This window comes from Flammeovirga sp. EKP202 (assembly GCF_014534745.1).
GTDB lineage: Bacteria > Bacteroidota > Bacteroidia > Cytophagales > Flammeovirgaceae > Flammeovirga.
On the sequence record NZ_JACVVP010000093.1, the window covers coordinates 1 to 15,421 of the forward strand.

Sequence of the window (15,421 nt, forward strand, 5' to 3'; positions counted from 1 at the left end):
AAAGACGACATAGTTCAATCGATAATCAAAAACCTTTCTATATCTTTGAGAAAGGTCGCCGAGACACAAGCTCAAAACCAAAAGAAAAACCACATTCTATGAGTTGTAAAGGCCAAGATGAATGGTCTGCCGCAGGCGCAACACAGACCAGCCTTGACAAATCATAAAATGGGTTTTAATAAAGGTTTGAAGCTGAATCTCTCAAAAAAAGATAATTATCTTTTCTGCTTAGACAGTCCGAACTACTGGGGTAACTATATTATTTATGAAACTGGAAACCAAGAATATATTACAGGTAGAGGAATGGACTGGAATGATCCTAACGCTCAAACATCTTTATGGATGTTCCCAAGAAATATGGAAAGAGAAGGTGGAGCAGGAGACCGTTCTATACAATGGACTTCGAAATATGGTTCAGTAGTCGCTAGTTTTTATGATATAGCATCTTCGGATGGAATGAATGAAAAAGGTTTGGTGGTAAATGCATTTTACTTGGCAGAATCTGAGTACGGCGATATCTCAAAAAGTGATAAACCTACTTTGTCAGTGGGTGCTTGGGTACAATATTTCTTAGATAATTATGCTTCAGTAGAAGAAGCAGTAGAAGCAATGCAAGATGTACCATTTATTATTTCAGCTCCATTATTGCCAAATGGTAGAGGTGCTACAGTTCATTTGTCCATCTCTGATTCAACAGGTGATTCAGCAATTCTAGAATATCTTAATGATGGGGAATTAGTAATTCATCATAGTAGAAATTACAGAGTGATGACCAACTCACCAATTTACTCAGAACAAATTGCGATCAATAAATATTGGAAACTGATTGGAGGAAGCAAGATGTTGCCAGGTACAATTAATGCTGCTGACCGATTTGTTAGACTAAATTATTCGCTAGATTCTTCTCCAAAATATACGGATAAAGATATGGCTACAGCATCAGTGATTTCTCAAATGAGAGCAATTGGTGTGCCTCTAGGTATGGAAGATCCAGAGCACCCAAATATCTCTGCTACTTTATGGAGAACAATTGCAGATAACCAAACCAATAGATATTACTTCGAATCTGCAGTAAAACCTGCTATTTTCTGGGTCGACTTAGACAATATAGATTTTGAGAACACAGAAGTAAAAGCATTGGATTGTTGTTCAGATGTCATCTATTCAGGTGAAGTATCAAAAGAATTTACAGCAAAAAAAGCATTTCCTTTCTTATAGAATTGAAAATTAAGTTTTAGATATAGATGCCCCCTTCTTATTATAATATAAGTTGGGGGTTATTTGTATTCAATAGAAAAAATGTCAATCTTTCTTTTTCTCCAAAAACTATCTTTTTATACCCTAAAACACATGTTTTTCACGCTTCATGAAAAAAAATCAAAAAAATATCACTTTCTGTAAAATATAATCTTCTCTTATCCGACTTAAGAGGTAGATACAATAATTATGGCAGAGAAAAATCAAAATATAGAAGACACATTCCAACAGGAGCAAGGCCGTTTGAAAAATTACATCAAAGGCAAAATAGGCTCTATGGAAGATGCTGAAGACATTGCTCAGGATGTGTTTTTGAGTTTTGTAGGGGGATTTGATGAGATATCTGATTTGCGCAAATCAATCTCCTGGCTCTATACTGTCGCCAAAAATAAGATTGTGGATTACCGTAGGAAAAAGAAACCGCTCTCTATCGAAGATCAAAAAGTAAATGATGAAGAGGAAGGGTTGAACCTAATGGATCTATTGCCCTCACTGGAAACTATGCCGGATGAACAATTGATGAAAGACATGATTTGGGAGGAAATTCAATTGAGATTGGAGGAATTACCCAAAGAACAAAAAGAAGTTTTTGAATGGCATGAACTAGAAGGATTCAGTTTTAAGCAGATTTCAGAAATGACAGGGGAAACGGTGAATACATTAATCAGCAGAAAGCGATATGCTGTATTGTATCTAAGAGAACAATTGGAAAGCCTTTTCAAATTAATGAAGTCCTAATTGTTCAAAATTAATGGTACAACGGATCATCATCAAGGTGGTCAAAATTGATAAAAAGACATGGAAAAGTTTTCAAAGAAAAAGTTTATTGCAAAAAAGATCGTTTTTGTAGCAGTCATCATTACTGCCATCACCTTTATATTTATGCAGTTATGGAATTGGTTAATGCCCGTAATTTTCGGCTTAACTACTATTTCATTCCTTCAGTCATTAGGGTTATTAGCAATGTCGAAAATCTTATTTGGAGGTAGACCTGGATTCAAAGGACGTCGTGGAAGAGCAATGATGCATAGAGAAAAGTTTATGCAGAAAATGAAGGCAAGGGAATCGAAATGTGCCGAAGGGAAAGAAGACAATAACGAATAAATTTTAGTGGTTTAAATATAACACTGTAGAGACGCAATGCTTTGCGTCTCACGAACCACACAACGAACCATAATTCTTCATTCAAAAAAATCTAACAAACAAAAAGACAGAATGGCATTTATTAAACGAAATTACGGATGGATCATTGTCACTATCCTTGCAGTTTTACCTCTGATCATTTTAACTAAAATGATTCAAATTGATTGGGCAAATGGTCTATCAATGTCACTTGTAGAAAATGCAGGAAAAGGAGATCGTACCACATTGGATATGCTGTATCATATCACAGGTGAATTTGCCATCCGTTGGTTAACAGCCGTTCTGACTTGTACACCTTTCTTTATATTATTCGGGGTGACAAATCTTTTTGTTCGTCAAGCGATGGGTATTGCGGCAGCTGTTTGGAGTATTCTTCATTTCGTCATTTTTATAGCGATGGAAGGCTTCCTGGAAACCTTTACGGAGGTGAATTATATCGCCGGTTTTATTGCTGTATTGATATTGATTCCATTGCTCTTTACATCGAATAGAAAATCGATGAAGCGTTTGAAAAGCACATGGAAGAAACTACAAAAGTATGCTTACGCTGCTATTATCTTAAGTTTAATACATGTAGCACTATTAGAAAAAACATGGATTATTTATGGTATTGTGGTTGGAGTAGGGTTCATTATTAGAATACCTGCGGTGAAGGAATGCATCATAAGATTCAGATTGAAACGGAAAAAATGAAAATCATAGAAAATATATTGAAATCAGTTGTTTTAGATGAAGCGGTGATTTCTGAAAAGGAACAACTCTCAAAATCAGCTTATAGAATTCGTATTCAAAGTGAAAAAATAAAAGGGTTAGACTTTCACCCTGGTGCATTTCTGAGAATGGGTATCGGAATTGGAAAAGAAGAACTTTCCATGAAAGACAAAGTCAGAAGCTACAGCATTTGGGGTATAAATCAGCAAGAAGGCTTTATTGATATTGCGATCGCTACTCATAGCAATGGTATTGGATCACATTGGGTGACAAATTGTGAAGTGGGAGAAAAACTTTATTTTAAATTAAAAAAAGGGAAGTTCTTAGCCGATGATTCAGCAGACAGTTATTTGATGATTGCAGATCTCTCGGCACTTTCACACCTTTATATGATCCAAAAAAATCTAGGTGCAAATAAGAATGTCAAAGGGATCGTGTATAGTAAAAATCAAAGCGAGTTGTTTGAAGATTTGGATGGGAATACCCCTTTCGACTTTTACGAATTACCTCAAAATCCTTCTCAAGAAATCATCGAAAAAATAAAAGAAACCTTACCAGATTTAGAAGGGAAAAAGATGGTTTATATCGCAGGAGATAGCCGATTATGTGTGGCCCTTACTCAATTTTTCAGAAAGGAATTGAATTGGGAATCTTCTCAAATTAAAACGAAACCCTTTTGGAACCCTGAGAAGAAAGGTTTAGAATAGTTTAAAAACAAAAGAGCTTGCAAAGAATATCTTCAGCAAGCTCTTCATCATCATCTATCATTAAGTATTGGAACTTCTTTTCTTACTTTGACTCTAGTTCATTAATTATTCTATCCATAATTGCGACTGGACCTTTAGGGAACCAAGCTTTAATCATCCACTGTGGACCATTCATAGTACTACCAAAAGAAACATCAAGGGTAATATCAGAACTAACCTCATCAATAGCGACCACGGTAATGGTCACATCAAAAAGGGGAGATCTATTGACACCTTTATCTTCGATGGCATCAGGTACAGTCACCCCACTGAAGACTAATTTATTATCACTTATTATTCTAGTATATTTTTGAGCACAATCTGTATCAGATAGTGGCCATGAATAGTCAAAAAACAAATAGGTATACCATTCATTTTCTGAAGTCTTTTTGATCTCTTCACTTGTCTGACAATTCTCCCAAAACTTTTTGTGGTTGTCTGAATTTTTAAAAAACTCATCTGCTTGAGTGAGTGTGAAGTTGCCTTTTGATTTAATTATGTAATCAATTCTAGTGAAGTTTTTCTTTTTTTCAACCTTACTTTTCAAGGTTGTAATACCATCTTGGATATCATACGATTTCCATTCATTTTGAGCTTCGGCTGCTACAGTTACCAATGCAAAAACTAAAATTGAGATGAGTTTTTTTATACTTATCATTACCACTAAATTTTATTTTAAACTTGCTGTACTATTTTCTAGCTGTTTCCATAGTGTCATATTATGAGCTGATAATGGGTTTTCAGGTCTCATAATACCGTCAAGATTGTAGATGTATTTACTACTAAAAGTTTGATGAAGACAGTAGATTGATTTCGTTATAACAAATGTCCAAAGTATAAAAGAGAAGGCTCTAACTAAATCACGGGTATTTGTAACAGTTTTACAGTTTTAAGCGAAATCTCAAGTTAGAAAAACTTATAACCAGTATTGCGGCGGTACATTAATTAAAAAAGAGGGGGCAAATTGAGTTTATAAAGACTCTCCTTTTTATTGTAAATAGGTTAGGTTAGATTGTGATACATTTTTTATATCTAATAAGATATTTTTTAAAGCAACTAGACAGTATTAATAGAAGCATTGAAACTTAGTGATTGACTTTTTCTGATGAGTGAATTATTTACTTACATCTGTAAACTTTTGATGGCATTATTCATAAAAGTGGAGTTGATTCTGTCTGAATTCTAAACTTCAATCCAATGAGATTATTATTATTTTTATCACTTTCTTTTCTATCACTAGTATCCACTTTTGGGCAAATCAAACCAAGAAATGAGCTAAATCAAGCTTATTTTAATCTTAATTTCTCCTTCCCTTCTTCTTCAGCAAGAACGCAAGGAAGTATCACAAAATTGACAGCGATGGATATTTTAGAAGCATCGGGTAATGATGCATGGTCACCTAATGTAAGTCTGATGTTCGATTATCCGAATAGTACAAGCATGGAATATAAAGTTTCCAATCTTGAGGGAGATATAATACAAGATGTAAGAGCTGAACAGGCTGATTCACGTACGCTTATTTTTTATTATGGGGAGAAAACAAGAGATATTTTCAAGTTAAATGATAAGTTACAGGTCACTGAGGGTGTTTTTGAATATTGGGACGAGGAATCAGAGGAATGGAAGCTTTATGAAACGGCTATGTTTTATGAATATGATGCATTAGGAAATAGAACCAAAATTAACCTTGCTGAGGGTGTCATAGATAAAAATACTTGGCAACAGGAGAATATTAAGGAGATGAAATACGAAGGGTCACGACTTGTTGAAGTTGAGCTCTATACAATGTATTATGACAAACCAATCTCACTAGGGAGTAAAACTTCTTTTTATTATAATGAAGATGATGTTGTAATACGTGATAAGGTGTATTGGTATGAAGGTATTGGGTTTAAGTTAAGAGGAGAAACGGACTACATTTATTCTAATAATCAAATTGTATTTAATTATTATAGATATTATGATCAAGAAGAAGAAAAAGAACTTCAATCCATCATTACCTATGAATTAGATAAGTCAAAGCCATTTGTTGGAGTTGGAGAACAATTTCATGATGCACACTACACTCTTTTCTTTGATGGACCTGTTGAAAATATTTACTTTGATTTTAAATATCAGATACAGTCGTTGACTTCGGTAGATTTGGTACGGAATAATAAAACTAAACGAGAGTATACCTATGGGGAATTTAATTTTGATGATTCTAATAATGTTACATCTTTAGATCCAAGTTTATCAAAATCAATAAAAATTTACCCTAACCCAACATCAGATTATTTGATTGTGGAAGAGGTAAGTAATGCTATTGCAACATTAACGAATCTTATAGGTATAAATTATGAGGTGAGTATTATCAATGGTAAAGCCAATTTATCAAGTTTACCAAAAGGGGTATACCTTTTAAGTATAGAGGGAAAAGAACCCTTGAAAATACTCAAGAAATAAATAAAAAGGGTGAAAAGTATCAATCTTAATGATTTTACTTTTCACCCTTATTTTATAGGATAGAAATTCTATGCATTCTTTTGCATACGAACTTTTCTAGCTTCAATAACCTTGTCCATTCCTTCTTCTAGTAAAGTGAAAGGACGGTCTAAGATTGTTTTTAATTTTTCAACGTCAGGTTGTCTTCTTGTCATGTCACCTTCTTTTAGAGGAGGCAAATGAATGATTTCTGAAGAAGAACCTGTTTTTTCAATGATCAGCTCAGCAAGTTCCTTGATGGTTGTAATACGATCATTACCAACATTAATAACATCGTTGACTACTAAGTCTTCTTCCAGCATTTTGATGGTTGCATCAAGATTATCTTGAATATAGAAGAAAGTCCTCGTCTGTGAACCATCTCCGTAAATTGTGATCGGTTCATTTTTTAGCGCAGCATCAATAAACTTAGACATTACAAAGTCAGTGCTTTGTTTTGGGCCATAAGTATTGAAGAAACGAAGAATGGTGTAGTCTAAATCAAACTCCTGTTTGAAAGATCTACAATAAGCTTCTCCTACATTTTTGACAATTGCATAAGGGAGTCTTGAATTTAAAGGAGTTGTATGTTCGTGTTGTGGTAAGTGAACTGGCTCACCATAAACTTCAGATGAAGACGAATAAAATACTCTTTTTACTCCAGTATTTTTAGATAAACGAAGTACATTTTCAATCCCTTGAAGGTCTTCGAGTACCATTACAGGGTTTTCCAGTGTTCTCTTTACTCCTACAACTGCTGCATAATGGAAAACGTAATCAAAATTATAAGCTGTCATGATGGCTGCAATTTCCTCATAGCGATTGACATCACATTTAATGAACTTACAGTTTTCATGGGTTGGTATTTTCCACTTTTCACCAGTTAAAAAGTTATCAACACAAACCACAAAGTTATTGGGATTTTCAAGAAGTTTATCTGCGATTGAGCTAGGGATAAAACCTGCTCCACCTGTAATTAGAAATTTCTTCATTCTATATATATAATTATCTCCCATTATTATGAGAGTGATGATTCATTTAATGACAAAAAAACATGCCAATTGATAATAGACAAGTCCTATGCGGTTAAAAAATTAGGCATTACCATTTATCAATAGTTTCACAGTTTTTGAGTTGAGCTCCATTGATGATTCTAGAAAGGAGTGTGATTTAGCTATTCACCTCAAGAAATTGTTTAATTGATTTCTTCGTTGCAAGCATTACCAGTTTATCACCTTTTTGCAGTACAGATTTTATGTCTTTGGGATTACGGATAAGGTGCTCTTTGTATTCAGTGACACCAAGAGGGTTTCTTTCTTCAAACAGCCTTCGGAGGGCAATAATGTCAGCATTGAAGGTGTTTTCAATGTCTGCATCTTCCAGGTACTTTCCATATAATCTCTTAGGAACAATCACCTCCACGATCTCATAACCGTCAGGAAGCGTCATAAAAGATTGAATCTCTGGATTGAGTAACATTTCTGCGGTCATTTTACCCACTTCATCTTCTGGGAGGATAATTTCCGAGACTCCTAGTTTTTGCAAGATGATTTTTTGCTGTTCACTGACAGCTCTCGCAATAATACGTTTTACCTTGAGCTCAAGAAGAAGTACAGTGGTGAGTAAGAGTCCTTCTACGTTTTCTCCAATAGCTAAAAGCACAGCATCCATTTCATGGATAGACTGTGCTTTTAATGCTTTTATATCTGTTGAATCGAGAGCAACGGCATAAGCAACATCGTCTTTTACGATGTCTACTCTTTCTATTTCTCTATCAATAGCCATAACTTCTGCTCCTAATTTAGAGAGGTTTTTGGCTACTGATGTACCGAACTGCCCTAGTCCAATAATTGCAAATTTTCCTTCTGCCATATTAATTAGTTTCTAATTAAGACGGGAAGTTAGGACCTTATATTTTCTGAAGCAAGAATGTTTTAACTACTTCTAAACCTGTATCGAAATTAACATCATTTCTGATGATTAAATCCACAGTTTCTTTGTGAGGTTTGATGTAATTCTCGTAAGCAGGCATTACATGGTTTTCATATCTGTATAAAACATCATTGATGTCATACCCCCTCTCTACATTATCTCTCTTGATACGTCTACTTAATTTCAAGTGTGCTTTTGCTTCAATGAAAAGCTTAAGATCAATGATATCAAAAACTCTTGGATCATGAAATACAAAAATACCTTCAAGGATAATCACTTTCTTAGGATTGAAAGTAAGTAATTTTGGTTCCGCAGCAGCATTATTAAAAGTATATTCTTGAATTTGAACTACTTCTCCATTTTTTAATTTCTGAATATCTTGGTAGAATTTCTCCAAGTCGATTGAATAGGGCGTGTCAAAGTTCTTGATACCTTTAGCATCTTCTGGCTGACTTTCTTTGTCGATGTAGTAATTATCTTGAGAGACTGTACAGATATTATCTTCACCGATTAGATCAGTCAACATTTTAATAAAGGTAGTTTTTCCAGATCCACTACCACCTGTGATACCTACTATATAAGGAGTTTCCATCTATGGATTTTTAATGAAACAATAATTCAAAATTAATAGATCCAATTGAGAAAACAGTACTTTGTATAGTTTCATTAGAAATTTAGGGTTATATCTATGAATAATTTAATGCAGTCTATCATTCTACTTTAAAATACCTACAAATGGGTATTGTTTACAAAACGCCTTTCCGATACTTTTGTAATGAGGCTATTTAAATAGCTCTGTTGGTTTTTCCACAGCTGAATAATAACTATTACAAATGTTACAAAGTATCAAATGCTAAGGCCAATTTTGACTGTTTTATTATCTTACTACTCTATTTTAATTACACCAATGAGGAGACTTTATGAGTCTCTTTTTTTGTGCCTAAAAGTAGCGTTATTTGAAGTTGGAGGTGTCGTTTCCTCTAAGGTTGACTGGTGTACCTGCTAAAATTGTTTCTAAATGCTTGTAGATCAATGAATATGACTTGTGAAGAACCCAAATATTCACTATATTAAAAAAGTCAAATTTCTCTCCGTTAACTAACATTACTATCAAAAATGAGTACCAAAAAAACAACATTATTTTTTTTGGTGAGTTTGCTACTTTTAATCTTTAAACCTCTAAATATATTAGCTCAGAATAAAGCAGAAGCTCACCTTAAAAATCTGGCCTTTACACATGCAAGACAAGATTTTACACAGATCAAGTTTAAGCTTGTCAATAACCTGGTAGTAATTCCAATGGTTATTAACGACTCTGATACCTTAAATTTTATTTTAGATTCAGGCGCGTCCTATATCATATTGTGTGATCCTCTATTTGCAAAAAAGTTAAATCTTCCTCCTCAAAAAACTAGAGAAGTAGACATAAAAGGAATGGGAACTGATGGTGCCCTTCGTGCTTATCACTCTTGGGGAAATAAAATTAATTTAAAAGGTATTGAAGGATTCAATCAGGACATCATTTATCCAAGTGAAGATATTTTTAAATTATCAGACACGATGGGAATGTTGATTCATGGTTTAATTGGTTCTACGGTTTTTAATCATTTTGTAGTGAGTATAGACTATAAAAGAAGGCTATTAACACTCTACAAAAAAGACTTCTATTACACTAAAAGAAGGGATAGGTTTAAGAAGAGATACGAAAGTATTCCTCTTACAGTACGTAAAAACAGAGCGTACATTGAGAGTGCATTGTTGACAAGTGAAACCAACAAAACGCATAAAGTGTCATTATTAGTGGATACAGGCGCAAGTCATGCACTTTCCATTTTTGAGTCACACCATCATAACTTGAGAGCTTCTGTAAAAGCTATTCGAGATCATTTAGGAGTTGGGATAAGCGGTGATTTGTATGGTAAGGTTAATCGATTGGAGAAGTTAAGCTTAGGTTCTTTTACATTGGATGACCCCATCGTAAAATACCCTGATTATGAATCCATCGGTATGAAAGTAGTAGATTCTACTCGTCATGGAAGTATTGGTGCTGAGGTACTCAGAAGATTCACAGTGATCTTTGATTATGAAAAAGAAGAAATGCTGATTCGAAAAAATACAGATTTCAAAGACGACTTTTTATACAATTATCTAGGATTAGAATTCACAACCCCTTATCCAGGTTTACCGTTTTTTAGAATTTCTCAAATAAGAGAGCAATCTCCAGCCTATAAAGCAGGAATGCAACAAGGACATAGAATTTTGAAAGTAAATGGACAGTCTGTTGCATTTTTGACCCCTGAAGAAATACGTATTCTATTTAGAGGGAAAATAGGGCAAAAAATATCAATAGCAGTAGAAGACTTAGAAGGAAGAAATAAAACTTTTTCCCTAAGGTTAGAAGACCCTTTCCGTCAAAACTAAAATAGTGATGATACAAAAAGGGAATCCTATTAAAATCTTAATAAAGGTGCTTTACTTCTTTGAAGCCAAAGTGCCTTATTTTACCATTTTGATCTCCAATAGATAGACACCCATTTTCATTTACACCTAAAATCTGTCCTTCAAAAATGTTGACTTCACCATTAGGGAGTGTTTCTTGGAAACATCCTGTTTCATGGTACCAGAATAAGTGAGTGTAATATTCTTGGCGTAAACGATCATAGCCCTCATTTTTTAAGCTCAAATACCTTTTTTCTATGTTTTCCAGAAGCGTTTCAATCACTCTTGGAATTTGAAACTTCTTGTTAGATTCCATAAAAAGTGACGTTGCAGGGAAGTCACCGACAAAGCTTTCTTGATTGATATTGAGACCGATTCCAACAATACTGTGTGATATGTTTTGGCCGATAATGAAGTTTTCAATCAGTATACCACCTATTTTTTTATTGTTGACCAATATATCATTAGGCCATTTAATCTTTGTTCCAGATGGCGTTAAATGATGAATTGTATCGAAAACACCCAAGCTTATTGCAACATTAAGTTGGAACTGATTTCTTGCTGTGATAAATTGAGGTCTTAATAAAAATGAAGCAGTAATATTTTCATTGGGATTCGATTCCCAAGTATTTCCTCTTTGGCCTCTTCCTTTCGTTTGTTCTGGAGTTAGAACAATTGTACCCTCTTGTAAGTTTTTCTCTTGTGCTAGTAGTGTTCCAACATGATCATTAGTGGAATGACAAGAAGGCATATATATGACACTTTTACCGATAAAAGACGTATTGGCAGAAATTTTATACAAGTATTTGTTACTTTTGTTTATAATCTTGTTATAATTCAATACAAATCAAAAAAAGTATTGAATTTGCAATGCAATTATACAAAATTGAGTTCAATTGAGAACATTTTATAGCTTTTGTTAGAAATATAAAAAATAATAGATATAAAGGGAGGAAAATCCTAATTTTAAAAATATGAGTAAAAAGGAGATCGGAACGGAAGAGTTTGCACATGTTGTGGCAAAAGGAATGCAGGAAATGAAGGCTCAACATATTGAAATATTAGATTTAAGAAAAGTAAAGAATGCAGTTACAGATTTCTTTGTAATTTGCACTGCTACTTCAGACACTCAGCTAGATTCAATTGTTGATAGTATTGAAAAAGAAGTTAAAGAAACTGCCGGCGAAAAAGCATTTGCTACAGAAGGAACAGGTTCACAAGGTTGGGCCCTTCTTGATTACATTAATGTAGTAGCTCATGTTTTCCTTCCTAAAAAGCGCGAATTCTATGCATTAGAAGAGCTTTGGGGAGATGCTAAGGTTTTTAAGCTACCTACTGAATAAAAATTAAATAACACACATTAGATCATACATTTCGGATGGATCAGAACAAGAGGAATATTCCAAAAAATCCTATGCCTAAAAACAATTATCAAGTATGGATGCTTATCGCGTTGATTCTTGTGGTTGTTGGATTGGCCTATTTTAGTAAGAGTAGTACCACAGAGACTACCACACTGCACGCCTTTAAAGAGATGGTGGAAGAGGGAGATGTGAAGGAGGTCATCATCGTCAATGATAATTTAGTAGAGGTTATATTAAAAAATGAAGCCCTTAAAAAGAGCAAGTACTCTAAAGTACAAGAGGAAAGAAGCCCTTTTTCAGTGGTATCAATTGAACCTAATTTCAAATTCAAAGTAGTTTCAGGAGAACATTTCCTTTCTAAATTGGATGAAATGGAAGAGGGTAAGCCTGAAGGTGAGAAAATCCCTTACGAAATTCAAACAAGAGAGAGTTTCGGAAGTTGGTTCTTCAGTTCTGGTTTCCTTTTGATCCTTCTTTTTGGATTCTGGTTCTTGATGAGACGTATGGCAACAGGTGGTGCTGGCGGACAAATCTTTAATATTGGTAAGTCTAAAGCCCAAATGTTTGAGCCAAATCACATGAAAGTAACATTCAAGGATGTTGCAGGATTGGATGAAGCGAAAGAGGAAGTAGAGGAGATTGTTGACTTCTTGAAAAATTCTAAAAAATATACTGACCTAGGTGGTAAAATTCCTAAAGGTGTTTTACTTGTAGGCCCTCCAGGTACTGGTAAAACTTTATTAGCGAAAGCAGTAGCAGGAGAAGCTGGAGTTCCTTTCTTCAGTATGTCAGGTTCTGATTTCGTAGAAATGTTTGTTGGTGTAGGTGCCGCTCGTGTACGTGACCTTTTCAAACAAGCGAAGGAAAAAGCACCTTGTATCATCTTTATTGATGAAATTGACGCTATTGGACGTTCTAGAGGAAAAGGGTCGATGCCTGGTTCTAATGACGAACGTGAAAATACATTGAACTCACTATTAGTAGAGATGGATGGTTTCGGTACAGATTCTGGAGTAATCATCTTAGCTGCTACTAACCGTCCTGACGTATTGGATAGTGCTTTAATGAGAGCTGGTCGTTTTGATCGTCAGATTTCAGTAGATAAGCCAGACATCAATGGTCGTGAGCAAATCTTTAAAGTACACTTGAATCCTATCAAGGTTGCTGAAAACGTTAACCCTAAAGAGTTAGCTACACAGACGCCAGGTTTTGCAGGTGCTGAGCTAGCGAATGTTTGTAACGAAGCTGCATTGATTGCTGCTCGTAACAACAAGCCAGCAGTAGACATGGATGATTTCATGGCTGCAATTGATAGAGTAATTGGTGGATTGGAAAAGAAAAACAAAATCATCTCTCCAGAAGAGAAGAAAATTGTTGCTTACCATGAAGCAGGTCACGCTGTAACAGGTTGGTTCTTGGAACATGCAAATCCATTAGTGAAAGTGAGTATTGTTCCTCGTGGTGTAGCAGCATTAGGTTATGCACAATACCTTCCAAAGGAGCAGTACTTGAATACTACTGAGGAGATGTTAGATGAGATCTGTATGACACTTGGTGGTCGTGCAGCTGAGGAAATCATTTTCGGTAGAATCTCAACAGGTGCTTTAAGTGATTTAGAGAGAACTACTAAAATGGCTTACAGCATGGTTTCTATTTATGGTATGAACGAAAAGATCGGTAACGTATCTTTCTATGATCCGAATAGAAGTGAGTTTAGTTCTAGACCTTACTCAGAAGCTTTAGCAGAAAAGATTGATGAGGAAGTGAAAAAATTGATTGATAATGCCTACCAAAGAACATTAGATATGCTTAGAGAGCATGGCGAAGCATTGGAGACGTTAGCACAGCAATTATTAGAGAAAGAAGTTTTATATCAATCTGACTTAGTAAAATTAATTGGGGAGCGTCCTTTCGATAAAAAGACGATCTATCAAGAATTTACAGATGTACAGGATGTAAAACCTATTGAAGAGACAAAAGAGGCGGAAGCAACTGAAAGCTCTGAAGAAGTAAAAAAAGATGATGCTTAATTGATAAGCATATTTCAGATAGTAAAGAGAAGGCTATTCCATTTTTGGAGTAGCCTTTTTTGTGCTTATTGTTACCGTTTTACAGATGTAGTTGTTTAAACAAATTGTTTCCTAAACATATTTTTAAAAATTTGCTTTAGTTGAAAAAATATCCCTTATTGCAAGAATTACATATTTTGTTTAAACAAATTATAGTACAGCAATGTCTATTGAAAAAGATATAAATCAAAAGGAATTTAAGAATGCATTCCAGAAAGTGTATATCAATTTGATGTATACAAATAGTTGGATGCAAGATCTATCAAAAACGTGGTGTAAGCAGTTTGATATTACCCAACAACAATATAATGTATTAAGAATCTTAAGAGGTGCTCACCCTAACTGTATGAATCCAGGGAGCATTAAGCAGGTGATGATAGATAAGAGTCCTGATTTGACAAGATTAATTGATAGACTTATTGATAAAGAATACGTGCAGAGAGAGACGTGTGGGAGTAATAGAAGGAAAGTAGATGTTATCATCACTCAGAAGGGGTTAGATAAGCTCTCAGAGCTAGATCCTCATGAAGATGGTATGTTGGATAATGTCCGTAACTTAAGTGAAGAGGAAGCAAATCAGCTAAGTTCCCTTTTAGATAAGCTAAGAAATTCTAGAGACGAGTAATATTAAATTACAATAGTGAATAACACAAATAAAAAATGGTTGTTAATCCAGATTAATTCTGAGTATTAACAACCATTCTTCTTGTTACACGATTGGTACCATTAAGTACTGATACAAAATAAAGACCTTCTGTGATTTTTGTTTGTGGCTTAAACTGAAATTGGATATCAGTTTTATCTAACGATAAATCCATTCGATAGACTAAATTCCCAATTGTATTGTAAAGTAAAACTTGTACAGGGAAATTAGTGTCTATTCCTTTCACCGTCATTTTTACATCAATTGTATTATCAATACAAATAATTTGTGAAGGTGTAATATTTAACGTTAGAGCATTATTCTCTTCTAGAATGAAGTCGTTTTTAATCGGTGTTTCTACTGTTGCAGCTGTAATTGGCAAAACCGCATAAAAAAACATAAAACTGAAAAGAATCACTATACGAAAATCCTTTGTAATATAACTTTCAAGTGATTTCATAGTAATATAGAGTATTTTTGCTACATAAGCATATATAATTTGTTATGCCAATTAATATGCTAAAAAAAAGTCAGTTTTTCAAATAAAAAAAGCCAACACTTTAGCATGTTGGCTTTTGTGATCCCGCTGGGGCTCGAACCCAGGACCCTCTCCTTAAAAGGGAGATGCTCTACCAACTGAGCTACGGAATCGTC

General features: G+C 34.4%; 16 protein-coding genes and 1 tRNA gene. 10 read left to right on the forward strand and 7 right to left on the reverse strand.

Translation table 11 applies throughout. The features are described from left to right. Positions 1-168 precede the first annotated feature (168 nt). The 5 genes from IC221_RS28530 (at position 169) to IC221_RS28550 (ending at position 3,818) form a co-directional block, all read left to right on the forward strand. Positions 169-1,218 carry a linear amide C-N hydrolase gene (locus tag IC221_RS28530; RefSeq protein ID WP_188172200.1) on the forward strand — a complete coding sequence of 350 codons (1,050 nt, stop codon included), beginning with the start codon at positions 169-171 and terminating at the stop codon, positions 1,216-1,218. 228 nt (positions 1,219-1,446) lie between these two features. Continuing rightward, the gene (locus tag IC221_RS28535) at positions 1,447-1,995 is read left to right on the forward strand and encodes an RNA polymerase sigma factor (RefSeq protein WP_188172201.1); all 549 of its coding nucleotides are present in this window, start codon (positions 1,447-1,449) and stop codon (positions 1,993-1,995) included. A 60-nt stretch (positions 1,996-2,055) separates the two neighbouring features. Beyond that, entirely contained in the window at positions 2,056-2,361 is a 306-nt protein-coding gene (locus tag IC221_RS28540) for a hypothetical protein (protein ID WP_188172202.1), read from the forward strand. 111 nt (positions 2,362-2,472) lie between these two features. Next, positions 2,473-3,093, forward strand: coding sequence for a ferric reductase-like transmembrane domain-containing protein (locus tag IC221_RS28545; RefSeq protein ID WP_188172203.1), 621 nt, complete (start codon positions 2,473-2,475; stop codon positions 3,091-3,093). Beyond that, entirely contained in the window at positions 3,090-3,818 is a 729-nt protein-coding gene (locus tag IC221_RS28550) for a siderophore-interacting protein (protein ID WP_188172204.1), read from the forward strand. The genes IC221_RS28545 and IC221_RS28550 overlap by 4 nt, the downstream gene beginning before the upstream one ends. An 82-nt stretch (positions 3,819-3,900) precedes the next feature. Here the strand turns inward: IC221_RS28550 and IC221_RS28555 are convergent, their stop codons facing one another. Beyond that, entirely contained in the window at positions 3,901-4,515 is a 615-nt protein-coding gene (locus IC221_RS28555; protein WP_188172205.1) for a hypothetical protein, read from the reverse strand. 539 nt (positions 4,516-5,054) lie between these two features. On the opposite strand from IC221_RS28555, the gene IC221_RS28560 reads away from it, so the two are divergent. After that, positions 5,055-6,302, forward strand: a complete 1,248-nt coding sequence (locus IC221_RS28560; protein ID WP_188172206.1) for a T9SS type A sorting domain-containing protein — start codon at positions 5,055-5,057, stop codon at positions 6,300-6,302. Between the two features lie 68 nt (positions 6,303-6,370). On the opposite strand, the gene IC221_RS28565 is transcribed toward IC221_RS28560, so the two are convergent. The 3 genes from IC221_RS28565 to udk all read right to left on the reverse strand — a co-directional run bounded on the left by IC221_RS28565 (position 6,371) and on the right by udk (position 8,844). Beyond that, the gene (locus IC221_RS28565) at positions 6,371-7,312 is read right to left on the reverse strand and encodes an NAD-dependent epimerase/dehydratase family protein (protein WP_188172207.1); all 942 of its coding nucleotides are present in this window, start codon (positions 7,310-7,312) and stop codon (positions 6,371-6,373) included. 178 nt (positions 7,313-7,490) lie between these two features. After that, positions 7,491-8,192 (reverse strand): TrkA family potassium uptake protein, encoded by a 702-nt coding sequence (locus tag IC221_RS28570; protein WP_188172208.1) that lies wholly within the window; start codon positions 8,190-8,192, stop codon positions 7,491-7,493. A 37-nt stretch (positions 8,193-8,229) separates the two neighbouring features. Then, positions 8,230-8,844, reverse strand: a complete 615-nt coding sequence (udk, locus tag IC221_RS28575; RefSeq protein ID WP_044213231.1) for a uridine kinase — start codon at positions 8,842-8,844, stop codon at positions 8,230-8,232. Positions 8,845-9,368: 524 nt separating this feature from the next. Between udk and IC221_RS28580 the strand changes: the two genes are divergently transcribed. Beyond that, entirely contained in the window at positions 9,369-10,673 is a 1,305-nt protein-coding gene (locus IC221_RS28580) for an aspartyl protease family protein (protein ID WP_188172209.1), read from the forward strand. 37 nt (positions 10,674-10,710) lie between these two features. Here IC221_RS28580 and IC221_RS28585 read toward each other — a convergent pair whose 3' ends face one another. Next, on the reverse strand, positions 10,711-11,493 hold the full coding sequence (locus tag IC221_RS28585; protein ID WP_188172210.1) for a biotin--[acetyl-CoA-carboxylase] ligase: 783 nt from the start codon (positions 11,491-11,493) through the stop codon (positions 10,711-10,713). Positions 11,494-11,665: 172 nt separating this feature from the next. On the opposite strand from IC221_RS28585, the gene rsfS reads away from it, so the two are divergent. From rsfS to IC221_RS28600, 3 genes are all read left to right on the forward strand, one after another. Continuing rightward, complete coding sequence (gene rsfS, locus IC221_RS28590) at positions 11,666-12,034, forward strand: ribosome silencing factor (protein ID WP_044213236.1); 369 nt, start codon at positions 11,666-11,668, stop codon at positions 12,032-12,034. A 71-nt stretch (positions 12,035-12,105) separates the two neighbouring features. Beyond that, on the forward strand, positions 12,106-14,085 hold the full coding sequence (ftsH, locus tag IC221_RS28595) for an ATP-dependent zinc metalloprotease FtsH (protein WP_223241531.1): 1,980 nt from the start codon (positions 12,106-12,108) through the stop codon (positions 14,083-14,085). 202 nt (positions 14,086-14,287) lie between these two features. Next, positions 14,288-14,749: a MarR family winged helix-turn-helix transcriptional regulator gene (locus IC221_RS28600; protein ID WP_044213241.1), complete on the forward strand. Its 462-nt coding sequence runs from the start codon at positions 14,288-14,290 to the stop codon at positions 14,747-14,749. Positions 14,750-14,801: 52 nt separating this feature from the next. On the opposite strand, the gene IC221_RS28605 is transcribed toward IC221_RS28600, so the two are convergent. Both IC221_RS28605 and IC221_RS28610 read right to left on the reverse strand, forming a co-directional pair. After that, on the reverse strand, positions 14,802-15,227 hold the full coding sequence (locus IC221_RS28605) for a hypothetical protein (protein ID WP_188172212.1): 426 nt from the start codon (positions 15,225-15,227) through the stop codon (positions 14,802-14,804). Positions 15,228-15,345: 118 nt separating this feature from the next. Next, a tRNA-Lys gene (locus IC221_RS28610) sits at positions 15,346-15,418 on the reverse strand. Between the last annotated feature and the right edge of the window lie 3 nt (positions 15,419-15,421).